At 50.4% G+C, this 21,180-nt stretch carries 22 protein-coding genes and 2 pseudogenes; 12 read left to right on the top strand and 12 right to left on the bottom strand.

What is annotated here, in order from left to right; translation table 11 throughout:
- Nucleotides 1-135: pseudogene (locus ACI2JR_RS08180) on the top strand (IS630 family transposase); the annotation flags it as partial.
- Between the two features lie 542 nt (nt 136-677).
- On the top strand, nt 678-1,412 hold the full coding sequence (locus ACI2JR_RS08175) for a GntR family transcriptional regulator (protein ID WP_462478302.1): 735 nt from the start codon (nt 678-680) through the stop codon (nt 1,410-1,412).
- Between the two features lie 647 nt (nt 1,413-2,059).
- On the opposite strand, the gene ACI2JR_RS08170 is transcribed toward ACI2JR_RS08175, so the two are convergent.
- The 9 genes from ACI2JR_RS08170 to ACI2JR_RS08130 all read right to left on the bottom strand — a co-directional run bounded on the left by ACI2JR_RS08170 (nt 2,060) and on the right by ACI2JR_RS08130 (nt 10,465).
- A complete protein-coding gene (locus ACI2JR_RS08170; RefSeq protein WP_462478301.1) occupies nt 2,060-2,929 on the bottom strand; it encodes an NAD(P)-dependent oxidoreductase in 870 nt (289 codons plus the stop codon).
- Nucleotides 2,930-2,983: 54 nt separating this feature from the next.
- Nucleotides 2,984-3,730 carry a fumarylacetoacetate hydrolase family protein gene (locus ACI2JR_RS08165; RefSeq protein WP_462478300.1) on the bottom strand — a complete coding sequence of 249 codons (747 nt, stop codon included), beginning with the start codon at nt 3,728-3,730 and terminating at the stop codon, nt 2,984-2,986.
- Nucleotides 3,727-5,163: a dihydropyrimidinase gene (gene hydA, locus ACI2JR_RS08160; protein WP_462478299.1), complete on the bottom strand. Its 1,437-nt coding sequence runs from the start codon at nt 5,161-5,163 to the stop codon at nt 3,727-3,729. Before hydA ends, ACI2JR_RS08165 begins: the two co-directional genes overlap by 4 nt.
- 1 nt (nt 5,164) lies before the next feature.
- Nucleotides 5,165-5,890: a hypothetical protein gene (locus tag ACI2JR_RS08155; RefSeq protein WP_462478298.1), complete on the bottom strand. Its 726-nt coding sequence runs from the start codon at nt 5,888-5,890 to the stop codon at nt 5,165-5,167.
- 108 nt (nt 5,891-5,998) lie between these two features.
- Nucleotides 5,999-6,799: an SDR family NAD(P)-dependent oxidoreductase gene (locus ACI2JR_RS08150; protein WP_462478297.1), complete on the bottom strand. Its 801-nt coding sequence runs from the start codon at nt 6,797-6,799 to the stop codon at nt 5,999-6,001.
- The gene (locus ACI2JR_RS08145) at nt 6,796-7,794 is read right to left on the bottom strand and encodes an NAD-dependent epimerase/dehydratase family protein (RefSeq protein WP_462478296.1); all 999 of its coding nucleotides are present in this window, start codon (nt 7,792-7,794) and stop codon (nt 6,796-6,798) included. The genes ACI2JR_RS08150 and ACI2JR_RS08145 overlap by 4 nt, the downstream gene beginning before the upstream one ends.
- 1 nt (nt 7,795) lies before the next feature.
- The gene (locus ACI2JR_RS08140) at nt 7,796-8,572 is read right to left on the bottom strand and encodes an ABC transporter ATP-binding protein (RefSeq protein WP_462478295.1); all 777 of its coding nucleotides are present in this window, start codon (nt 8,570-8,572) and stop codon (nt 7,796-7,798) included.
- Nucleotides 8,573-8,575: 3 nt separating this feature from the next.
- Complete coding sequence (locus ACI2JR_RS08135; protein WP_462478294.1) at nt 8,576-9,436, bottom strand: ABC transporter permease; 861 nt, start codon at nt 9,434-9,436, stop codon at nt 8,576-8,578.
- Nucleotides 9,437-9,439: 3 nt separating this feature from the next.
- A complete protein-coding gene (locus ACI2JR_RS08130) occupies nt 9,440-10,465 on the bottom strand; it encodes an ABC transporter substrate-binding protein (RefSeq protein ID WP_462478293.1) in 1,026 nt (341 codons plus the stop codon).
- A 293-nt stretch (nt 10,466-10,758) separates the two neighbouring features.
- Between ACI2JR_RS08130 and ACI2JR_RS08125 the strand changes: the two genes are divergently transcribed.
- Both ACI2JR_RS08125 and ACI2JR_RS08120 read left to right on the top strand, forming a co-directional pair.
- Nucleotides 10,759-11,487, top strand: coding sequence for a GntR family transcriptional regulator (locus ACI2JR_RS08125; protein WP_462478292.1), 729 nt, complete (start codon nt 10,759-10,761; stop codon nt 11,485-11,487).
- 49 nt (nt 11,488-11,536) lie between these two features.
- Nucleotides 11,537-12,274, top strand: coding sequence for an aspartate/glutamate racemase family protein (locus ACI2JR_RS08120; RefSeq protein WP_462478291.1), 738 nt, complete (start codon nt 11,537-11,539; stop codon nt 12,272-12,274).
- 61 nt (nt 12,275-12,335) lie between these two features.
- Here ACI2JR_RS08120 and ACI2JR_RS08115 read toward each other — a convergent pair whose 3' ends face one another.
- On the bottom strand, nt 12,336-12,842 hold the full coding sequence (locus ACI2JR_RS08115; protein WP_462478290.1) for a GNAT family N-acetyltransferase: 507 nt from the start codon (nt 12,840-12,842) through the stop codon (nt 12,336-12,338).
- Nucleotides 12,839-13,132 carry a DUF1778 domain-containing protein gene (locus tag ACI2JR_RS08110; RefSeq protein ID WP_462478289.1) on the bottom strand — a complete coding sequence of 98 codons (294 nt, stop codon included), beginning with the start codon at nt 13,130-13,132 and terminating at the stop codon, nt 12,839-12,841. Before ACI2JR_RS08110 ends, ACI2JR_RS08115 begins: the two co-directional genes overlap by 4 nt.
- Before the next feature lie 846 nt (nt 13,133-13,978).
- Here ACI2JR_RS08110 and ACI2JR_RS08105 point away from each other — a divergent pair.
- From ACI2JR_RS08105 to ACI2JR_RS08070, 8 genes are all read left to right on the top strand, one after another.
- On the top strand, nt 13,979-14,851 hold the full coding sequence (locus ACI2JR_RS08105; protein ID WP_462478288.1) for a MurR/RpiR family transcriptional regulator: 873 nt from the start codon (nt 13,979-13,981) through the stop codon (nt 14,849-14,851).
- A 26-nt stretch (nt 14,852-14,877) separates the two neighbouring features.
- Complete coding sequence (locus tag ACI2JR_RS08100; RefSeq protein WP_132730237.1) at nt 14,878-15,849, top strand: agmatinase; 972 nt, start codon at nt 14,878-14,880, stop codon at nt 15,847-15,849.
- 63 nt (nt 15,850-15,912) lie between these two features.
- Nucleotides 15,913-16,701: a transporter substrate-binding domain-containing protein gene (locus ACI2JR_RS08095; protein ID WP_462478287.1), complete on the top strand. Its 789-nt coding sequence runs from the start codon at nt 15,913-15,915 to the stop codon at nt 16,699-16,701.
- Between the two features lie 50 nt (nt 16,702-16,751).
- Nucleotides 16,752-18,122: an MmgE/PrpD family protein gene (locus tag ACI2JR_RS08090; RefSeq protein ID WP_462478286.1), complete on the top strand. Its 1,371-nt coding sequence runs from the start codon at nt 16,752-16,754 to the stop codon at nt 18,120-18,122.
- The gene (locus ACI2JR_RS08085) at nt 18,112-18,771 is read left to right on the top strand and encodes an amino acid ABC transporter permease (protein ID WP_132730240.1); all 660 of its coding nucleotides are present in this window, start codon (nt 18,112-18,114) and stop codon (nt 18,769-18,771) included. The genes ACI2JR_RS08090 and ACI2JR_RS08085 overlap by 11 nt, the downstream gene beginning before the upstream one ends.
- Before the next feature lie 9 nt (nt 18,772-18,780).
- On the top strand, nt 18,781-19,437 hold the full coding sequence (locus tag ACI2JR_RS08080) for an amino acid ABC transporter permease (RefSeq protein WP_462478304.1): 657 nt from the start codon (nt 18,781-18,783) through the stop codon (nt 19,435-19,437).
- Entirely contained in the window at nt 19,434-20,174 is a 741-nt protein-coding gene (locus ACI2JR_RS08075; RefSeq protein ID WP_132730241.1) for an amino acid ABC transporter ATP-binding protein, read from the top strand. Before ACI2JR_RS08080 ends, ACI2JR_RS08075 begins: the two co-directional genes overlap by 4 nt.
- 28 nt (nt 20,175-20,202) lie before the next feature.
- Nucleotides 20,203-20,613, top strand: coding sequence for a RidA family protein (locus ACI2JR_RS08070; protein WP_132730242.1), 411 nt, complete (start codon nt 20,203-20,205; stop codon nt 20,611-20,613).
- Between the two features lie 100 nt (nt 20,614-20,713).
- Here the strand turns inward: ACI2JR_RS08070 and ACI2JR_RS08065 are convergent.
- Nucleotides 20,714-20,925 (bottom strand): annotated as a pseudogene (locus ACI2JR_RS08065) (ABC transporter permease); the annotation flags it as partial.
- Between the last annotated feature and the right edge of the window lie 255 nt (nt 20,926-21,180).

Raw genomic sequence — 21,180 nt, 5'->3', positions numbered from 1 at the left:
TGGCAGGCGCTTCATGACACGATAACGCGCAATCATCAATGCCGTTCAATGTGGCAACTGTTGAAAAAAGTTCGTCACTTTATGGAAACGGCCAGTCCATTCCCCGGAGGTAAACATGGGCAGGCAAAAGTGTAGCGGTATTCGGCGCAGCTATTTAGGGGTGAATTTATCGTAGAAATATGGAGTTATGCCGTGAATAAGTTTGAGGGTCCCTACTCTGATGATAGTGTCTGCGGCCTGAGCAGACATCACCGTACAAAATAATGAAGCAGTTAAAGAGAAAATCATGAGTCTGCGTAAAAATAAAAACATGTTAAGGTCCCCGGTTCGATATAAATTATGGATACCATCTTGTGTACAAGAAACAAAATAAACTTTGCAATTAATGCGCCAATACGAAAAAAACATGAATTAAAATTTATTACTTCTTGTTTTACCTCAGTAACAACTTTTCCCTACTACACATTCCCTCCCTGCCAGCGCGGAACTTATCGATCATATGCACATGAAATGCACCAGCTCAGGGAGACGAAAGCACAAGATTGGTGCAACCGAAGTAACTGTGATTACACTCGCCGTTTAGCGGTACTGTAATAAACAATGAGCCCGGGGTACTCAAGGCAATAAAATTTGATACAGTGGTGGTTAGACACCACTCGTTCTGATAATGTTAACATATGCGTATCATCCAAAATCACACCCCTGTTTCTACAGAATCGCCATCCAATCGGACACGCGCAGATGACGTTTACGAAAAAATTAAAAACGAAATCTCCGAGTTCAGACTGATCCCTGGCGATCATTTTACTGAAAGTGAGATCAGCAAGCGTTTTAACGTCAGTCGCACACCTGTGCGACAAGCATTGTTTCGTTTGCAATCTGAAGGTTATGTTCAGGTGCAATTTCGGGCTGGCTGGCGAGTACAGCCATTCGATTTTGATATCTTCGAACAGCTCTACGATCTACGTATGGTCCTTGAGATGGCAGCAGTACGCCGGTTGTGTGATCAGGATCGGCGAGTGGATCTGGAACACCTCTCCTCCCTTCAGCAAATATGGCTCGTGCCAGTCTCGGAACGATGTACGGACGGGTTACAGGTTGCCAGCTGGGATGAACAATTTCATACCACGCTTGTCGAAGCTTCAGGCAATAACGAAATGGCTCGTATGCATAAAGATGTGACGGCGCGAATCCGGATCATTCGAAGACTCGACTTTACCAAAACAGATCGTATCGCCACGACATACGACGAACATTCTGAAATTTTGCGTGAAATTCTACGTGGCAGACGTGAAGAGGCTATTTTGTTACTATGTGGTCATATTGAAGCCAGCCAAAAAGAAGTGAAAAAAATTACTTTGCACCAGATTCAATTAGCCCGCAAACAAGGGCTGGGTTTAGTAGAAATTTGATGTTCCACTCATAAAATAAATCCCCCAGTTATACAAAAAAAGTAAAATCCTCTCCCTCTAAGGAATGAGGATTCCTACAATCAGGTTGTAATATATTTTCACAAAAAGGTTCTCCACGATGTTGTCATTATACGATCATGTGCAGTCCCGTAATCACAACCGGTCTATTAATATTTTCCGAAAATCTGCTCTCATTTTCTGGAGTTTGTACTTTGCCGAATAGTTATCGTGCTGTATTCAGCAAACTATCTTTGCAGTGATTCTTATTGTTGACATAAACAGCGTGCACGTGTGTTATTTTTCTCTCCTGACTCGGGTTAACAGCATGGGGATAAGATTTCACTATCCAGATTTACATACGGCCATCTGGAGCTCAGGAAACTTTGGTGATTGCCTTATGCCGCTGGTACCGTATGCGGCGTGTCATTTTAATTAATAAATATATTATGGATCAGCGGTCTCTCCTTAGCGCCCTATCGGACGCCTGGCTCTGATTATTCTGACTTAAGTAAAATATTTTTCGCGAAACGATATGAAAGTATTCCATTCTGCGGCTTCGTTCAAAGCAACTGCTATCATCCAGTTATTGTGCCACTCATTTTAATCCATAACAGCAAGTCTCCTCGGGAATACCCTAAAGGCATGGTTCATAAAGAATGGTCTATCCACTGATAAACAGATGATAAATCTTTGTCCGCGAACCCCTCTTCTGCCGCTTTCTGCCATATCTCTACGATTTTATCCATTACAGGCATATTCCCTAAACTGGTTAACTCAAGCGCAAGCTTCGCATCCTTCAAGGCATGGCTTAACTGCATCTGTGGTTGGTAATCACCTCTGGCAATAGCATCCAACTTCGCCCTGACGTAGGGAGCCGCCAGTGGGCCACCTTCGATTGAATTCCAGAATTGTTCCGGAGTAAAACCCAGTTTTTTGGCAAGAAGCGTACTTTCCACCACACCCTGCATCATCACAACCAGCCACGAATTGAGCACCAGTTTCATCTTTTGACTGTTTCCGGCCTCACCGAACCACATCGTAGATCGAGATATTGCAGAGAAAACCTGTTCTGCGGCGGCACATTGCTCACGTATCCCGCTCGCCAGAACAAGAATTTGTGCATTTTCTGCCGGACCTTTTGTGCCAGAAACCGGGGCATCAATAAAAATCATTGATGGCTGTACCGCTTTTAGCTGGTCGATCGCATCCAGTGTATTCTGCAGACCAATAGTACCCATTTGACAAAAAATGGCGCTCGTTTTGCAGGATGGAGCAATTTTCTGCAGTACATCCAGCGTAGCCTGCCCATCAGCAAGAATAGCGATAATTACATCGGCATCCGCCACGGCTAGCTGAGGCGTATCATACAATTTCAACCCCCTGGCAACTAAATCCTCCCCTCTCTCAGGAGAACGATTCCATGCCGAGACGGTAAAACTTTTTTTCAGCAAATTACTGGCAAATGCGTGCCCCATGGCACCCAGTCCAAGAACTGTAACCTTAGGTAAATTCATCATTTATTTCCCAAATCCTGATTAATATTATTATGTGATTGCAAAATTAGCGAGTATTCAGGTCAATATCACCACGCTTCCCATTCCGGCAAAAGTGGCTTCTATACGCGCTTTCTCCGGAGCCCAGAAGAGCCCACTCCAGCTGCCAGTAGCAATTAAATCCCCAGCTTGCAGCGGGGTAGACTGTGCCGCCGCATGTGCAGCAAGCCAGGGGAGTGAACTCAGAGGGTCACCGAAAGGATGCTGATTTTTCGTTCCAACCTGTAGTACGCCATTGACCTGCAGCGAAACATTCATTTCGTTCCAGTTCGGATGTTGCCTGAACTTTAGTTGTTCCCCCATAATCAGGGCTCGATTGAGTTGTCGGTCGGCCAGGCGTAGTAGCGGATCGACCTTGTCGCCATCAATCCAGCGGGTGTCACATAATTCAATGCCGGGTAGCCAGGCATCTATCGCATTATATGCGCAGGATAGATGAGGACATTCAGTAAGATCGTGAGATAAGCGGACAAAGATCTCGGCCTCAATGCCATAAGCAAAACAGTATCCGGCTGGAACTTGCCAACCGGAGAAATGAACTGCGTCGTCAGGAACTCTGGCGGCGCTTATCAGTCCATTCGGTGCCCCGCCCAGCTTCCAGACTCTTGCTGAGCTATTATCAAACCATCCCATGGCACTGGCGACCTGATGCTGAACTTCATAGGCTTCAGCTGGTGTTGTGAGATGCATACCGTCAACGGATTGTCTTCTCCCTTCATGCCATCCGCGTAGCAGGCTTTCAGTAACGTGTTGTACAGCATTCATAGCGGGAGGTCACCTTTTCGACGACGCAACTGAGCCGGTCCCGGTCTCTCACAAGGCAAAAACCGCCCTCGTCCTTGTTCTCCTTTCGGTGCCCCATCCCATACTATTTCACCCCGAGATATCGTCATTGCGGGCCAGGCATGCAAATGCATTCCGTCATAAGGCGTGTAATCGACATTATGGTGCAGCATATCATTGGTGAGAGTGAAAGATCTCTCCTCGTCCCATATTACCAGGTCGGCATCAGATCCAATCGCAATACTGCCTTTTCGCGGATACAGTCCATACATTTCAGCAGCACGCGTCGAGGTCAGTGAGACGAACTTTTGCGGCGTAATACGCCCAGCACGTACCCCCTCCGACCATAGCAGGGCCATCCGAGTCTCAACGCCGGGAATACCGTTAGCTACTTTATCAAAGGTAGCGTTCTCGCCATGGGCTTTTTTACCATTCGGACCCGCAAAACGAAAAGGGGCATGATCGGATGAAAATATATCGAAAGAACCATTTTCCAGACCATCCCATACAACTTGCTGGTTTTTGGCATCTCGTGGAGGTGGACTGCAAATGCAACGGGCCCCTTCAAAACTGTCGTCACCCCCCAGAGAATCAGCGCTCAGGAACAGATATTGCGGGCATGTTTCCGCATAAACCTTAAGGCCCTGCCCCTGGGCCCAACGTACCTGTTCAATCGTCTCGCGACCCGACACATGGACAATCAGAATTGGCACGTCCACCAACTCAGCAAAAGTAATAGCACGATGTGCTGCTTCACGTTCGACAAGCATTGGACGCGATGTGGCGTGATAGCGTGGTGCACTTAATCCAGCAGCCAATAACCGATCCGTTAGCCATGCAATACAATCACTATTTTCAGCATGCAACATCACCATTGCACCTTCCCGACGTGCCAGCGATAGCGTTTCCAGAATGTCCCTGTCCCCCAGCTTCAACGCATCGTACGTCATGTAAATTTTAAAAGAGGTATAACCTTCAGCGATCAAAGCCGGTAATTCTTCTGTCAGTACTTCCGGGGTCGGATCAGTAATAATTAAGTGAAAAGCATAATCAATCACCGGTTTATCACCGACTCGACGATGATAATCCTCAACCGCCTGACGCAGACTTTGCCCCTTTTGCTGACAGGCAAAAGGAATAACAGTCGTGGTTCCTCCGCAGGCTGCGGAAACTGTACCACTGAGAAAATCATCAGCCATGACTGACCCGTCTTCACTCGGCTGATCAAAGTGTACATGGCTATCTATACCACCGGGAGTCACATAGCGGCCTGCAGCATCTATCTCACTCTTTCCTGATGACAGATTAAAACCCAGAGCAGTAATTCTTCCATCAATAATGCCAATGTCGCTACTGAATATATCGGCGGCAGTCACCACCCGGGCATTACGAATTACAGTATCAAAAACCTGCATATCAAGCCTCCATCATTAACCGGCCCCAGCCAGCTACACGACGCGTATCAACACCGGTTTTATGCAACATGTCCCAAATCACAGTGATCGTCGTGTCAAAAATCGGTACATCAAATTGCTGCTCCCAGGATGCCACCCGATCCGCTGCTATCAGGTTGGTACAAAAAGTAGTTACTGCTTGCGCACCTGCCGTTACCACTTCGGCGATTTGGCGTTCAAGAGTATCCTTATCCACCTCGGCAAAAGAAAAGTTATCCTGTAGTGACAGATGGCTTTCATAAGAGGCATCAATATTCAACAGGGCGAAATTGGCAATAATTTTTTCTTGCACATCAGTACGATATGGAGTCACCAGGCCGAGTTTTTGCACCCGGTACATATCAAGGGCCCGGTTTAATGCCAGAACTGAAGTAGTAGCAGGGATACCCGTAATTTCGGTAATAGCTGCGCATAACTCGACATCAGTGGCAAAACCCAACCAGCCAGCAGAGGTACCACTCCAGCCAATGATGTCGACCTTTGCCTCTGCTAATAAGCGGGCGGCGTCAAGAATACGTTCACGTTGAAATTGTCCTAATGCATCGCTACTTAGGGCAATTTCAGTCACGCTAAATCTGGAAAAATGGACAGTAACTTCTGGTAATCCAGAAATGATTTCCTGAGTTAACGGCTCAAGTGCAGTATTTGACGATGGAGTAAGCACTCCCAGACGAATTCGTTTAGTCATGTAGTACACCACAGTGAAACATCAAGATATAAGAGAACGGAAGGCAGCCATCGGTTTTACAAAACCACTTTCTGCTACCGAATAACCGATTTACGGCATCAGAACCAGTCATGCAGCCATCCAGCCACCATCCACCATTAGGGTCGCTCCGGTAATAAAGCGCGCATCAGCACTCGCCAGAAAGAGCGCTGCACGAGCGATATCATCGGGACGCCCCAGGCGAGGCCAGGGTGTCCGAAAAGTGGCGCGTTCCATTACAGTGGGATCTACAGCACGCCCACCTGCCCCAGTTTGAATTTTCCCTGGCGCGACAGCATTACAGACGATCTGCTGACAGGCATAATCAGTAGCAACCTGACGCGTGAGGTAATCAATTGCCGCTTTGCTAACGCCATAGACAAGATCCTGAGGTGCAGCAATCATGCCGTGCTGAGAAGAAAGATTTATAATGCGACCACGGGTTTCATCAACAATATCCTGTTGTATCATCTGACGCACCGCTGCCCGACAGCAGCGATATACACCGCTTAAATTAACGTCAAGGACATGCTTCCACTCTTTCTCTTCTAATTCCAGCAGAGGCCTGGCGTGCCTAATGCACGCATTATTGACCAGAACATCAAGTCGACCGAATCGTGATACAGTTTGCTGAACTAATGCATCGACCTGAAACGTTTCGGCTACATCAGTAGAGATAAACACGGCCCGGTGCCCCTCCCCTCTGATAAGTTCATCTGTTGGAATACCGCCTTCAATCACATCCGTTGTGATGTCAGCAATCACCACCTGCGCGCCATTAGCAGCTAACTGGCGAGCAATCGCACGGCCTATTCCAGAAGCCGCACCGGTAACAATGCACACTTTGCCAGACATAGATAAACTGCGGGCGATCATTGGCTCTGGGTTCATTGAGGTACCTCACATGCAAAAGGGTGAACTTTTTCTAACCATTGCTGATAGTCGTCATAAGCTTCAGCGAGATCAAAACGCGGAACAAATCCGATGTCATTGATTAACCGCTGAATATTCATGCTGGACCGATCATAGCTGGCGTATAGGTTGATATTGGTGACATCCCCCACTTTCGCCACACGCCATGTAAAGCCAGGGTAACTGGCTTGTAAGAGTTGGCACCATTGACTTAATGACCACTCAAATCCTGCAGCCAGGTTATAAACCGGGGATTTCCACTCAGACTGTGCAAGCAGACAGTACATTGCTTGTGCTGCGTCGCGAACATATAGCCAGTCCCGGCGACTATCGCGCGGTAAAATGGCATGGCCTCCAAAGCACGCTAACATCAACAGTTGTAAAGGTGCGCTCAGGGTGTCACGGACTCCGGTACCTTTTTCCCACGGACCAAAACAGGTACCGAGACGCCCAATCACTATAGGCAGTCCATGCAATACCCCCAGGCGCTGAGCCGCCTCTTCCGCCGCACGCTTGGAAATACCATATAACCCTTCAGGAACCAGAGCAGTTGTGCTCTCATCCAATGGTTCCGCGAGCCTGCCACTCTCACCATATACAGACCCTGAGCTGACATGTAGCAATCGCGACACGCCATGTTGAGCGGCAGCATCAATTGCCGACAGAACCCCACCGACATTGACATCGAAGATAGCTTGTGGCGTCAGCTTTTCACGTCCAGCATCTGCCGTAATCGCCGCCAGTGTCACCACTTGCTGTGGCCGGTGTCGGCTCATGACGCTGTGCAATCTTTCCACATCACAAGCATCTCCCGTCTCATGGGTAAAACGGCCCGCCAGCGCTGAAAGATGAACATTAACATTCTCGGCCACAGGCTTAAGGTCGTACCCGATAACATCTTCGCCCGCAGCTAACAGACATTCACTCAACGCAAGGCCAACAAAGCCACTGCTTCCGGTAATCAAAGTTGTCATACTAGTCGTTTTCCTTTACGGCTACCGGCTCTGGCCGTAGAAGTGAGAGGATGTGCCTTTTATAGTCATTAAACGCCTTGCTGGTAGGATCGCGAGGTCGTTCCAGTTCAACTGACAACATTTCCCGGATACGGCCAGGACGTGCAGACATAACAGCCACATGAGTACCCAAAGACAACGCTTCATCAATACCGTGGGTAACAAAAACGATGGTTGCTTTGCTTTCACGCCAGATACGAATCAACTCCGAGTGCATATCCATTTTGGTCTGTTCATCCAGAGCTCCGAAAGGTTCATCCATAAGAATGACTTCAGGATTCATCAGTAAGGCTCGGGCAATGCCCACTCTCTGGTTCATCCCCCCTGACAACTCGCTGGGATAATGATTTTCGAACCCTTTCAACCCGACCATCTCAATAAATTTCTGTGCTTTTTCTCTGCGAATCTCTTTGCCAAATCCACGCATTTTTAGATGAAAGGCGACATTTTCCCATACAGGAAGCCAGGGCATCAGATTCGCCTGCTGAAAAACAACACCACGGTCAGAGCCGGGAGCACTAACCGGGTGTCCACCGACGATCACTGAACCTTCGCTTGGATGGTCAAATCCGGCAATCATATTGAGCAAAGTTGACTTGCCGCAGCCACTGGGTCCAAGTAAGCAGAGGAATTCGTTGCGAGCAACAGACAGACTGACGTTATCCAGAGCCCGAACACCAGCGGAACGTTTTGGGTCATCAAACACCCGTGAGACCCGATCAACAGTAATGAGCGTCATAATTTAATCTTCCTTCTGCAAAGTAGAGCCACGCTGCCATCTCAGCAGATGAGAGCCAAAACGTTTGATGACGTAATCACTGAGGAAACCCAGCAGTCCGATACTAACCATTGACGCGATAACGATATCGTATCGCAGGAAGTAATATGAATCCCAAAGCACATAACCAACCCCACTTTTTACTGCAACCATCTCAGCTGTTACAGTCAACATCCAGGCAGAACCGATAGCGATTCTTAAGCCTGAAAAAATGCTGGGTAGCGCCGCCGGGAAAACGATATATAGCAGCAACTGACCAGATGATCCGCCGGTCATAGCCCCCGCGCGTAGCAGATTACGATCACAATTTTTAACGCCATGGATAGTGCTCAGTAGCACCGGGAAAAATGAACCCATAAACACAAGAAATATGGCAGGTTTATCAGCAATACCGAACCAGATGATTGCCAGTGGGATCCACGATACCGGTGGTACCGGGCGTAATATCTGTAAGACTGGTTCAAAAAGGTTTTCTACTGTACGTGACCAACCGATGGCCAGACCAATACCGATCCCCAGAATCGCAGCGATAGCAAAACCTGAGAACACACGATATGCGCTGGAAGCAACATCAAATATCCAATGCCCACTATATGTCTGAGTATTACCATCCGTGGAGAACACCCAATCGGCCCAGGCGACAATAACCTGCGAGGGTGCTGGCAGGAGAGCCCTGGGCAAAATTCCCGAGCGGGAAAATATTTCCCATCCAATAATCAATAAAATAGGAACAATGGTACGTTCAATACGTCTGTACGTCCGTCGGACCAGAAGTTGAGAGTACTTACGCTCAACAGACTGGGTCTTGATTACAGTACTCTTCATATATCAATACCCCAGCTCGGATTTTGGTTTACCTGTAACCGCTTCGAGGAAGCTGTAATCCATATTCTTCTCGACCGCATCAGTGACATCAGTACTGATATATTTGAGCTCAAGCATCATGTGTGCAATAGCCACAGCAGAAGCCCTGTGCATATCATAATCTGGATAGAGATTATCAACAGCTCCGCGGGCTACTTCGCTATCAAGACCAGTAACTTTTTGAATAGTGTCTATAAATAATTGTTTATTACTTAACATCTGCTCATTGACATTGACAATCGCCCGTACAGTTTCCAACACTCCGCTACGATTGTTTTTGATTACATCCGGACGAGTCACAATCAAATTTGTCAATTTCCCGGCTGCCTGATCGTACGGAAAATCAAAGAACTTAGCCGCTTTTACCTGTCGAATCTGCGTGGCAAAAGGTTCAACTGAGGTGACCAGTTCCACTTCACCACGGCGCAGTGCCTGAACATGGTCTGAAGGGTTTGGAATATTGATAAACTGCACATCTTTATTTATATCAATACCATGTTTAAGAAACGCCCCTCTCATATGGATGTCCTGAGCGTTACCACGTGACGCAGCAACACGAAATGGCTTACCTTCTGCTTTATATTGCAAGATAAGTTTCTTCAACCCTTCCCAGTCCCCAGCCTGCATAGGCAACTGGTTAGCAACCAGCATCTGAGATCCTCCATTTATCTGTCCTGAAATGGCAACAATATCGAATCCCTTATCAAGGGCGGTGGCATAGTGCAGATAAGTAACCTGAGCTACATCAATACTTTTTGATAAGAGTGCCGTCAGGACATCATTCCCGGTATTAAAAGGGATCGCCTCCAGCCTGACCCCTTTCGCATTTTCAGGTGTCAGCGATAAAGATGTGCAATGAGCACATTTTGCGTAGCCTAATTTAATTGTGCTTGTTTCATCGGCTTTAGCCATTGACATGACGCTAATTATAAGGAACACCGCTGCACACGCGCGTAAAACCATCCGGAATGAAAAACTAAGTGTTTGCATACACCCTCCAATTGTCACTTAAAAAACAAATATTGTGACAATAATTATGCATTCACTATGCCATCTCTACTGTGATACTAAAAACAGTTAACAAAATAAACATAAGTAATTGATTTATATTCATTATAATAAATTAAACCCTTTACTAACCCAGGAAAAGCCCATCCATTCCATCGCACAAAACTGGTGCAAAAACGGTTATCAGCGAACACAATCAGTGCACAACTAAAATAATGTTGTTATTTTTTGTGACAGTATTAAGATGAATAGTAGCAATCTATGAGGGTTTCAGCGTGCTTAATAAAAACGAAACATCACGGCCTAGTAAGGCTCGTAACACAAAGCAGATTCTCGGAACGGAGGATAAACGTGACATTATATACGAGCGCATACTTAACGCGATAATGGAACATCGGCTGATTCCAGGAACTAAACTGGTAGAAGAAAAGCTGGCAAATGCATTTCAGGTAACCCGGACACGAATTCGGGAAGTTTTAGCCCGGTTAGCCTACGAAGGGATCGTGACCACATATCCAAACCGCGGCGCTTTTATCTCCAGCCCTTCAGTGGAAGAAGCTCGCTATATTTTCCAGGCAAGACGTATTCTCGAGCCAGCATTAATCAGAAGCCTGATTACCAGCCCGGATCCGGCACTTTTTGAGCGTTTACATCATCATGTTGGGCTGGAGAGAGCAGCCAGAGAGACCGGCGATAAACATGCCGTCATTCGCTTATCGGGGGAGTTTCATCTGCTGATTGCAGAGATGGTTGGAAGCCCACCGCTGATCAAACTGATGCGTGAACTGGCTTCGCTCACCTGCCTCATTATATTGCTTTATGACTCACCCCAGGTTCCAGCATGTCCGAATCATGAACACACAGCAATTATTCAGGCTATGGAACTAAGGCAGGAAGAACAAGCAATTAATCTGATGCTAAGTCATCTGGATCATATTGAGGCGACACTGGATCTTTCCATAGATGAAGATATAGAGATCGACCTTGAAGAAATTTTTGGTTAGGAACGTAAGAATTCCGACCATCCGTTATACTTTATCGCATAGGTCTATTATGAGACTGTTGATCATTAATCCAAATATTTCGCAAAGCGTTACTTCGCTTATAGAAGCTGAAGCACGCCTGACAGCCGATTCGGATACAACAATTATGATGGCTACAGCCAGCAGTGGTGTAGCTTATATTGAAACACGATTTGAAGCACTGCTTGGTGGTTATGCTGCGGCCATGATAGCCGGGGAGCAAAGTGGTAGTTATGATGCAGTGCTCGTCGCGGCATTCGGAGATCCTGGTTTAAGTGCTCTGAAAGAAGTACTGGATGTTCCAGTAGTAGGTATGACGGAGGCTGCCTTGATGACTGCGGCACAACTCGGTCAACGTTTCTCTATTATCGCTATCTCACATCGCATAACCAGTTGGTATCGTGAATGTGTGGAGCAAAACGGTATGCTATCCCGACTGGCAAGTATTCGCACTCTGAACAACCCATTACATGATGTTGGCAGTATCCAGCAGGATCATTCCGAGTTGCTGCTGCAGCTTAGTCAGCAGGCAGTGCAGGAAGACGGTGCCGATGTACTCATTATGGCAGGTGCGCCATTAGCAGGTTTATCTCGGACACTGGCCGGTAAATTAACGGTACCAGTAGTCGATGGGGTTTCTTGTGGGGTCAGCCAGGCGCAGGTATTGTATAAACTGAACGCAGGCATAGCGCTAGAAGGAAGTTATGCTCGTCCGCCTGCCAAAGCCAACAAAGGGTTGGAACAGAGTTTGTTAGCTCTGCTGAGATAACATAGTATGAAAAATGAAGTCTCGATTCCGATGCCTCAGACATTTCCTCGTCCCCGAAAAGCTAATTGTCTAAAGTCGGAATCAGACTCTCAGCTAAATCCCCCAGCGTCACCATCAGCATCATGGGATCAATTGGCGAAGAGTCAAACCCAACCCGCACGTAGAACTCACGCACTTCATCAGACAGCGCATGAACCAACATCCCTCGGATACCGATAGTATCCGCCACCTGAATCACCCGCAGCCCCGCATCACGCACCAGCGCCCGACCAATGCCCTGACCATGCAATGATTTATCTACCGCCAGACGTCCCAGCACTACTACCGGGATCGGATCGGGCATATTGCGGCGAAAGCGTCCGGGGGCGGCATTCGTTGCCACAGCACTGGAAGCCAATGAGTAATACGCCAACACTTTTGAATCATCGCAACTAACGAAAGTTCGTGATGCGCCAGTGACCTGATTTTTCATAGCGCGTAGTTTTAGCCAGTTGTCCATAGACTCAACGCCGCAACAGAATGAAGATAGTGCATGTTCGGCGTGGAGTGGCTCAGGGGCGGAAATCATTTTTTCTGATCCCACGGCGCAGGCGTTTGCATGGTTTTACGCAGCGCAGCATTCGGTGAAGGAGCCTGATCCAAACGAGCGAGAAATTCCTGATAAGCATCGGGATCTGCCATGATGATGCGCTGATCGATCAACGCTTCCTCTGCGGCGGCGCGGGCAGCCTCAAGAACAAAATCAGTGCGATTTTTCCCTCTGGCCTTCGCCGCACGGTCGATAAGGTCGCGTTCAGCTGGCTTGATGCGTAAATTCAATGTTTCACGTTTGACAGAAACGCTGTTCGTCACTGGCATGATGTTATCCTCCGACTTACTCTCTGGATATTAATCATACAGCAGACGTAATGCTAATGTCATTACGATTTATTAGTGTCACAGGGAACCGAACCGAAGGAACGAACCGAGAATTTTTTATCATCTATGATCCATCACTCTGATCTATCAATGAAAAAACGGGTCAGATCATGGGTCTTGACAACAAGGCCGATTAAAATTTATGCTATATTTCAACTTAATAGATAACTGAATGTTCCCGAGTCCGGGCACCACTTATTCAGAGAACCCAGCCTATGGCTGGGTTTTTGCTTTCTGCGGTACCGACTCTCCATCGAACTTCGTTCGATTATTCGCGTATTCGCGGCAAGCCGCTCACCCCTGCACTCTCCCCGGGCCGATGATCAGGCATAAGCACTACCCCATGACGGTATTCCACCGCTAATCTCTGCCCTTTTCCCCTCCCCAAAGACGCCACCACCAATCATATCGCCATGTTGCTTCACTAAAATGTGCCGCAAATCCAGCGCCTTTTCAGCGCGTGTTTAGACCAGGATTGGCTACGCCCTCAGAGCACCAGCTTTGCTTCATGAACGCCTCTTTTGCCCTATCATCAGGCAGTCGATGTCCCATCCTGGTGCGCAAAAAATGCTCCACTTTCCCCCGTTAGCGGCCTGAAAAAATAGCGCTCATCACTTTTTTCACGCCGTTTTGAATCAGACTAATCATTTCTGGGATCGGCGTTGCCCCCATATGCCGCCGGGATGTCCTGGCGCTGTTTTCATGTTGATTCATTCCAATCAATGCCAATCCTCTTTGGCACATCCGTTGCAATTGTGATTGAGTCAAATCGAAATGGAATCACATATGGAACAGGCTGAAGTTATCTCCCAACTGAAAGCGATGTACGAACAGCTCCCCCGTCAGGAACGACAGGCCGCCAGCTTTGTGTTAGACCACGCGCAAGAAGTGGCGGTGATGTCAATGCGTGAGCAGTCACGTCTTGCCGGCGTTCCACCTTCCACGATGACCCGTTTGGCAAAACGCCTTGGACTCAGCGGCTACGATGCGCTGCGTGAAGTGTTTATCGCCACCGTGCGTACTAAAAGCAGCATCTATGAATCACGGGTGCCGGGGCTGGTGGCGATGAATAAGCAGGGCGAAGACTCTCTGCTGCGTGATCTGGTCGCCACCACGCAGGCCCATATTGAAACTCTCTGTCGGCAGGAGAACCTCGAGGCGATGACCCGTGCCAGCAGGCTGCTGGCAGAAGCGCGGACCATTTACTGCCTGGGGCTTCGCTCATCGTTTCCGGTCGCCTTTCATTTTCACCATGTCAGCGCCTGGTTCGCCAACAATGTGCGCCTGGTTGATGGCCCGGGAGAAAGCAGCATGATGACGCTGATGGGGGATATCAACGCCAAAGATGTGCTGCTGGTGGTCAGTCTGGCCCCCTATTCCCGGCGGGCCGTCACGCTGGCCCGCTACTTAGCGCAACAGAAAATCCGTGTTGTTGCGATTACCGATAATGCCAGTTCTCCGGTAGCAAGATTGGCCAGTGAATCAATATTGGTACACAAGAAAACGACATCGTTTTTCGACACCATTACGCCCGCGTTATTAGTTAGTGAATTACTGGTGGCATTATTTGCCGCTAACGCCCGCGTCGATGTTCATTCAGCGGTAAAAAGAACCGAAGAGCAATTATGGGCCACCGGAGAGTGGTGGAATCTTAATTAATTATTGACGACAGACCAGAGGATAAAATGACATATAAACCAGAAATGACCACCGCCCCGAAACATGGTCATAAGAGCCTGCTTTATTCTGAAGTAGTCAGTGATTTAAATAGCCTGGATCGTGTCGATATCGCTGTCTTAGGTATTCCTTATGGTTCACCTTATTCCATCGATGAAGTCACTAATGACCAGACAAATGGACCAACGGCGGTGCGGCAGGCAACCGATCGCGCGGTGCGCAGCATCGAACGTTACGATTTCGATATTGGCGGTCCGCTGATGGATAACCAGGATATTCGCATGGTCGATTGCGGCGATATCGCAGGCGATGCGCGTGCCCCTGGTCAACATTACGTAGCGGCGGAAGCGGTGGTGCGTAAAATTCTGCAGCTGGGCGGCATGCCCCTGGTGATTGGCGGCGACCACGGCGTTCCAATTCCGGTGCTGCGCGCACTGGATGAGCTGAATGAAACCATCACCCTGATTCATGTCGATGCTCACCTGGACTGGCGTCAGGATGTCAATGGCGTGACGGATGGTTACTCCAGCCCTATCCGTCGAGCCTCGGAAATGAAACACATCGGCGAGATTTGGCAAATTGGCCTGCGTGCTAACGGTTCGGCCCGCCAGGAAGAGGTGGATGCGGCGCTGGAGTATGGTGCGAAATTGATTCCCGCCCACCAGCTGCATGATGAAGGGATCGACAGCCTGTTAGCGCGTATTCCTGATGGCGGCCATTATTATATTACCTGCGATGCTGATGGTATTGACCCGACGATTATGCCCGCGGTCAACGGCCCGGCATTAGGTGGGGTAACCTATCACCAGATGCGCAAATTAATTCAAGGTCTGGTCAAAAAAGGCAAAGTCGTGGGTATGGACCTCGTCGAAATTACGCCGAAAAAAGATATTAACCAAATTACCGCTATTACGGCCTGTCGTTTCTTTGTCAATTTAATTGGCAGCGCTGTACGTGCCGGTTATTTCCATAAAAAATAAAAACACTCAATCTGCCTCATGACCGTGCATTTACGCAACATAACCTGAACGGGAAATAATGAGATGAAAAAACAATTTACATTTGCAGCCATACTGGGGCTCGCCTCCGCTTTCTCCAGCCTCTCCGCCAGCGCAGCGGATCTGCTGGGGACCATTATGCAGCAAAAAGTGGTGCGTATTGCGGTTCCTCAGGATTACGCCCCGTATGGCTTTGTGGGGAGTGATATGCAACCTCAGGGCATTGATATCGACACCGCCAAACTGATCGCCGACAAACTGGGCGTGAGGCTACAGCTGGTGCCGGTCACCGGCCCAAACCGCGTGCCCTATCTGCAAAGCGGTAAAGCGGACATGACCATCTCCTCGCTGGGTAAAACCGAAGAGCGCGCTAAAGTGATCGATTACAGCATTGCCTATGCGCCGTTCTTTGATGCGGTGTTTGGTAAGTCAGGAGTAAAAGCCAGTAACGCCGATGAACTGGCGGGCAAAACGGTCTCGGTCACCCGCGGCTCCATGCAGGATGAAGAGCTAACCACCCTGGCGCCGAAAGCTAACGTGAAACGCTTCGAAGATAATAACAGCACGATCGCCTCGTTCATGTCCGGTCAGACGGAGTTAGTGGCAATCGGTACCTCTGTCGCGGGCGCACTGAAGCAGAAAAACCCCGGTCTGGATATCCAGTTAAAGGTGATTCTGGCTAACGCACCGTGCTATGTCGGCCTGCCGAAAGGCAACCCGGCGCTGGTTGCCAAAGTGAATGACATCCTACGTGCCGCGAAAGCCGACGGTACCCTCGATCGGATTTCGCAGACGTGGTTGGGCGCGCCAGCAGGCGATTTGCCTGAGTCCTAAGCATTGCGGCTCCCTGTGCGCGGGGAGTCTTTACTCAGGCGGGAAATAACATGAACCACTACGCAACCCATATTTTGGCCCAGCAGGCCGCGGCCATAGCGCTATCGCCGGTTCCTGACGAAGTGCTGCAAATAGCCAGTCGGGCGCTGATCGACACCCTGGGCGTGGCGCTGGCTGGCAGCAATATGCCGGTAGTGCAGCGTCTGAAACAGACGGTCATGAGCGAAGGTAAAGCCAGCACATTGGGCGGCATGCAGCGTATCAATGCGCTGGATGCCGCGCGGCTCAACGGCTGCGCAGCACACGCGCTGGATTTTGATGACAACTGCTACGCCGGATTCGTTCACGGCTCTGCAGTCATCATCCCGGCCGCACTGGCGGTCGCGCAGCAGTATGACAGCGACGGCGCCAGCCTGCTGACGGCTATTGTCGCGGGCAGCGAATGTCAATACCGCCTCGGGGAAGCGCTGGGCCAGCCGCTGTATCAACGCGGATGGTGGACCACCGGCGTACTGGGGGTGGTCGGGGCCGCTGTTGCCGCCGCCCACTTATTACGTCTGGACACGACTCAGGTCGCCCATGCCATTGCGTTAGCTCTCGCCGCCACCGGTGGCAGTAAAAGTGCCTTTGGCAGCGATGCGAAAGCCGTGATGGCCGGACTGGCCGCCGAACGAGGCATTCAGGCCGCGCTGATGGCACAAGCAGGAATCACCGGTCCGTTAAATACGCTGGAGCATCCTTACGGACTGCCAGGGCTGATGAACGAAGCCCGGTGGCAGCCGAAGCAGTTAACCGCCGCTGGCTGGCGATTGCTGCAACCGGGGCTGGATGTGAAACGCATCCCGGTGTGCCTGTCTGCTCATGCGGCTGTCGATGCGGTGGTCACGTTGATCCACCAGCATGCAATCGCCCTGGATGAAATAACGCAGATCCACTGCGATGTGCCGCAGATCGTCATCGCCAACCTGGTTTACGCCGATCCGATGACGCCGCAACAGGCGCAATTCAGCCTGCCCTATGCTATTGCCGCCACGCTGTTTTATGGCGAGCTGACGCTGAATCAATTGACGCTGGCGTCGCTGGCACCGGCGGCGCTGCATGCTCTGATGGCGAAGGTCAGCATGACGACCAGCCCACAGTGGCAACACCCGCAGCGCCTGCAAGCCGCTCCGGAAGGCGCCAGCGTCACCCTGCATCTGCAATCGGGGCGACAGCTCACCTGTCGTGTCGATCGCCCGCTGGGCAATGCCACCAATCCGCTGAGTAATGAAGCGCTGGATGACAAATTCCTGTCATGTGCCCAGCGCGTGCTACCCGCGGCGCAGAGTCATCGTCTTCTGACGCAGTTACGCCAGGTGACCGCGCTGCCATCCATGGTGCAGCTGTCACCACTCCTGGAGAACCCAGACCATGAACTTTGATTTTTCGGCGGTATTGATCCAGTGGCCGATGCTGCTTAACGGTATCGCCATCACCCTTGCCATGACCCTGGTGGCCACACTGCTGGGGGTCACTCTGGGGATTGCCTGCGGCTGGGGCCGCGCCAATGGCCCGCGGCCGCTGCGTTGGCTCATTGCCAGCTATGTCGAACTGGTCCGCAATACCCCTTATATCATCCAGCTGTTTTTTATCTTTTTCGGCCTGCCGGCGTTGGGCGTGCAGATGTCGGCGCTGACCGCCAGCGTGCTGTCGCTGATCCTCAACCTTGGCGCGTACGCGAGTGAGATCACCCGCGCCGGTATTGAGAACACGCCGCGCAGCCAAATCGAAGCGGCGCAAAGCCTTGCGTTAAACCGCTGGCAAATTTTTACCCGCGTGGTGCTGCCTCCGGCTCTTGGCCGAGTCTGGCCCGCGTTGGTCAGTCAGGTCATTATCATCATGCTGGGTTCGGCGGTGTGCAGCCAGATCTCAACCGAAGAGCTGTCGTTCAACGCCAACCTGATTGCCAGCCGTACCTTCCGTAATTTCGAAGCCTACATTATCGCCGCCGCTGCCTATCTGGTATTGGCAATCGCCGTGCGCCAGGTTCTGAACTGGGTAGGTCCGCGCTTTATTTTCCGTCGACCTTAAGGATCCATGATGAGCGACTTTTCCTTGTGGGATATCTATCGCAATTTGCTGCTGGCGCTGCGCTGGACGATGGTTTTATCCGCTATTGCATTCGTTGGCGGAGGCGTCGTCGGTGGGTTACTGCTGGTGCTGCGCCTGTCAGGCTTGTGTGCCGCCGGCTATTTAGTACGGGGTTATGTGCAACTCTTCCAGGGGACGCCGCTGCTGCTGCAACTGTTTCTGGTCTATTTCGGCCTGCCGATCCTCGGCATTAATACTTCGCCGCTGTTTGCCGCCAGTCTCTGTCTGACGCTGTACGCCAGCGCCTATTTAACCGAAATCTGGCACGGCAGCGTGGAAGCCATTCCGCGTCAGCAGTGGGAGGCAGCACAGAGCCTGGCGCTCAACTTTCGCGAGCAGCTGCGCTACATCATCCTGCCGCAGGCGCTGCATGTGGCGATCGCTCCGACCGTCGGCTTTTTGGTGCAGGCCATTAAGAACACAGCGCTGGCGTCGGTGATTGGTTTCGTCGAACTGACGCGCTCCGGCCAGATCATCTCTAACGCCACCTTTTCGCCGTTCCTGGTCTACGGCAGCGTGGCGCTGTTTTACTTCTTTCTGTGCTTTCCGCTCTCCATGTGGAGTCGGCACCTTGAACAACGTTTGTCACGGAGAACCAACTTATGACGCAGACTGCCGATTTTTCATTGGTGGATATACGCGCGCTGCATAAGCGCTTTGGCGACAATGAAGTGTTGAAAGGCATTGATTTACAGATAAAACGCCAGGAAGTGGTGTGCATTATCGGCAAAAGCGGCTCGGGGAAAAGCACCTTATTACGCTGCATTAATGGCTTAGATGCCTATCAGGCGGGAGAACTTTTGGTGGATGGACAGCCCGTACAACAGGACGACAGCGCTGCTCTGCGCGAACTGCGGCAGAACGTCGGCATGATTTTTCAGAGCTTTAATCTTTTTCCTCACCTTACCGTGGGTAAGAACGTGATGCTGGCCCCGACGCTGGTGAAAAAGATGGCCAAAGGTGAAGCCGAGCGCACGGCCAAACGGTTATTAGAACGCGTCGGCCTGGCCGATAAATTTGATGCCTGGCCGGATAGCCTGTCCGGCGGTCAACAGCAGCGCGTCGCTATTGCCCGCTCGCTGGCGATGAACCCGGAAATCTTGCTGTGCGATGAAATTACCTCTGCGCTGGATCCGGAGCTGGTCGGAGAAGTGCTGCAAGTGATTGAGTCGCTGGCACAGGAAGGCATGACCATCATCATGGTCACGCACGAAATGAATTTCGCGCGCAAAGTCAGTGACCGGGTGGTGTTTATGCATCAAGGACGCGTCCACGAAGTGGGCACGCCGGACATCCTGTTTACTCAGCCGCAAACGGCAGAACTTCGTCAATTTTTGGCCTGAGGGCCGCTTAAACGCCAGGAGCAGAAAAATGGTACATACACGTATTCGTCCGTTTAACACCAAAGAGACCTATCCGGAGCAAAATCTGGATAACGACCTGTGTCAGGCTGTCGTCGCCGGGAATCTGGTCTTTCTACGCGGGCAAATTGGCCAAAACTTAGACACGCGTGAATCGGTGGGCATTGGTGATATCGCGGCACAAACCGAGCAGGCGATGTACAACATCAACATGCTGCTGGAAGAGAGCGGCAGCAACCTGCAGGAAATCTGCAAAATCACCGTTTATCTGACCGACGTTCGCCACCGTGAAACGGTGTACAACATCATGGGCCGCTGGTTGAAAGGCGTATTCCCCGTCTCTACCGGACTGATGATTGCACATTTGGCGCGTCCGGAATGGCAAGTTGAGATCGACGTGATCGCAGTGAAGGCGGGCTGATAAAACAGCAGCGACGCGCCCGCGGAAGCATGAACGTGTGCATTAAGGGGGACATCGGATATCTTTGCCGCCTCCCCCTTATCGCCAGTCGCCCGAAGTTTTACCATCTTACGCGCTTGTCCTGCCATGCAAGGACCCTGGCGCGAAACATCAATAATAATTTAATCAGCGAAGAAAAAAGCAGCCCATCACAATTAACGCGGCATACATATTGGCGTAGGCCGCCCAGCCCTGAGCCCACTGTAAATACCCTCCCAGCCCCGACCTGACCCCCATCATTTCCGCGGCAACCAGCACAGAAAAAGAGGCGCCCGACGCAAAGGATTGATGACTCCCCGGCGGCCTGTACGTCCACGTCGTCAACACCACAACAAGCAGCGCCACGGCAAAAAACAATACGCCATCGTTGGTCTCTCTGACGTGGGCTGGTCGGATAAAACCGACGCTTTTGTCCGGCCATATTGTCATTACCGCCCCTTCTCCATCCCGAATCGTCGTTTTTCAGGAGCCCACTCTCTATCCCTGGCTGACGGTCCGGGACAATGTGGCCTTGGGGATGAAAATAGG

The sequence above is a fragment of the Klebsiella sp. NPDC088457 genome, from assembly GCF_044900465.1.
Taxonomy (GTDB): domain Bacteria; phylum Pseudomonadota; class Gammaproteobacteria; order Enterobacterales; family Enterobacteriaceae; genus Klebsiella.
The sequence above is the reverse complement of the archived record's forward strand: the minus strand, read 5'-3'. Positions and strand labels throughout refer to the sequence as shown.

What these genes read in the sequence shown, in the direction of transcription:
- ACI2JR_RS08110 (WP_462478289.1), bottom strand. Translation starts at nt 13,132, where the DNA reads ATGCCAGTGACGAACAGCGTTTCTGTCAAACGTGAAACATTGAATTTA.
- ACI2JR_RS08095 (WP_462478287.1), top strand. Translation starts at nt 15,913, where the DNA reads ATGAAAAAACAATTTACATTTGCAGCCATACTGGGGCTCGCCTCCGCT.
- ACI2JR_RS08070 (WP_132730242.1), top strand. Translation starts at nt 20,203, where the DNA reads ATGGTACATACACGTATTCGTCCGTTTAACACCAAAGAGACCTATCCG.
- ACI2JR_RS08170 (WP_462478301.1), bottom strand. Translation starts at nt 2,929, where the DNA reads ATGATGAATTTACCTAAGGTTACAGTTCTTGGACTGGGTGCCATGGGG.
- ACI2JR_RS08175 (WP_462478302.1), top strand. Translation starts at nt 678, where the DNA reads ATGCGTATCATCCAAAATCACACCCCTGTTTCTACAGAATCGCCATCC.
- ACI2JR_RS08090 (WP_462478286.1), top strand. Translation starts at nt 16,752, where the DNA reads ATGAACCACTACGCAACCCATATTTTGGCCCAGCAGGCCGCGGCCATA.
- hydA (WP_462478299.1), bottom strand. Translation starts at nt 5,163, where the DNA reads ATGCAGGTTTTTGATACTGTAATTCGTAATGCCCGGGTGGTGACTGCC.
- ACI2JR_RS08100 (WP_132730237.1), top strand. Translation starts at nt 14,878, where the DNA reads ATGACATATAAACCAGAAATGACCACCGCCCCGAAACATGGTCATAAG.
- ACI2JR_RS08135 (WP_462478294.1), bottom strand. Translation starts at nt 9,436, where the DNA reads ATGAAGAGTACTGTAATCAAGACCCAGTCTGTTGAGCGTAAGTACTCT.
- ACI2JR_RS08155 (WP_462478298.1), bottom strand. Translation starts at nt 5,890, where the DNA reads ATGACTAAACGAATTCGTCTGGGAGTGCTTACTCCATCGTCAAATACT.
- ACI2JR_RS08085 (WP_132730240.1), top strand. Translation starts at nt 18,112, where the DNA reads ATGAACTTTGATTTTTCGGCGGTATTGATCCAGTGGCCGATGCTGCTT.
- ACI2JR_RS08165 (WP_462478300.1), bottom strand. Translation starts at nt 3,730, where the DNA reads ATGAATGCTGTACAACACGTTACTGAAAGCCTGCTACGCGGATGGCAT.
- ACI2JR_RS08080 (WP_462478304.1), top strand. Translation starts at nt 18,781, where the DNA reads ATGAGCGACTTTTCCTTGTGGGATATCTATCGCAATTTGCTGCTGGCG.
- ACI2JR_RS08120 (WP_462478291.1), top strand. Translation starts at nt 11,537, where the DNA reads ATGAGACTGTTGATCATTAATCCAAATATTTCGCAAAGCGTTACTTCG.
- ACI2JR_RS08115 (WP_462478290.1), bottom strand. Translation starts at nt 12,842, where the DNA reads ATGATTTCCGCCCCTGAGCCACTCCACGCCGAACATGCACTATCTTCA.
- ACI2JR_RS08140 (WP_462478295.1), bottom strand. Translation starts at nt 8,572, where the DNA reads ATGACGCTCATTACTGTTGATCGGGTCTCACGGGTGTTTGATGACCCA.
- ACI2JR_RS08105 (WP_462478288.1), top strand. Translation starts at nt 13,979, where the DNA reads ATGGAACAGGCTGAAGTTATCTCCCAACTGAAAGCGATGTACGAACAG.
- ACI2JR_RS08145 (WP_462478296.1), bottom strand. Translation starts at nt 7,794, where the DNA reads ATGACAACTTTGATTACCGGAAGCAGTGGCTTTGTTGGCCTTGCGTTG.
- ACI2JR_RS08075 (WP_132730241.1), top strand. Translation starts at nt 19,434, where the DNA reads ATGACGCAGACTGCCGATTTTTCATTGGTGGATATACGCGCGCTGCAT.
- ACI2JR_RS08130 (WP_462478293.1), bottom strand. Translation starts at nt 10,465, where the DNA reads ATGCAAACACTTAGTTTTTCATTCCGGATGGTTTTACGCGCGTGTGCA.
- ACI2JR_RS08150 (WP_462478297.1), bottom strand. Translation starts at nt 6,799, where the DNA reads ATGAACCCAGAGCCAATGATCGCCCGCAGTTTATCTATGTCTGGCAAA.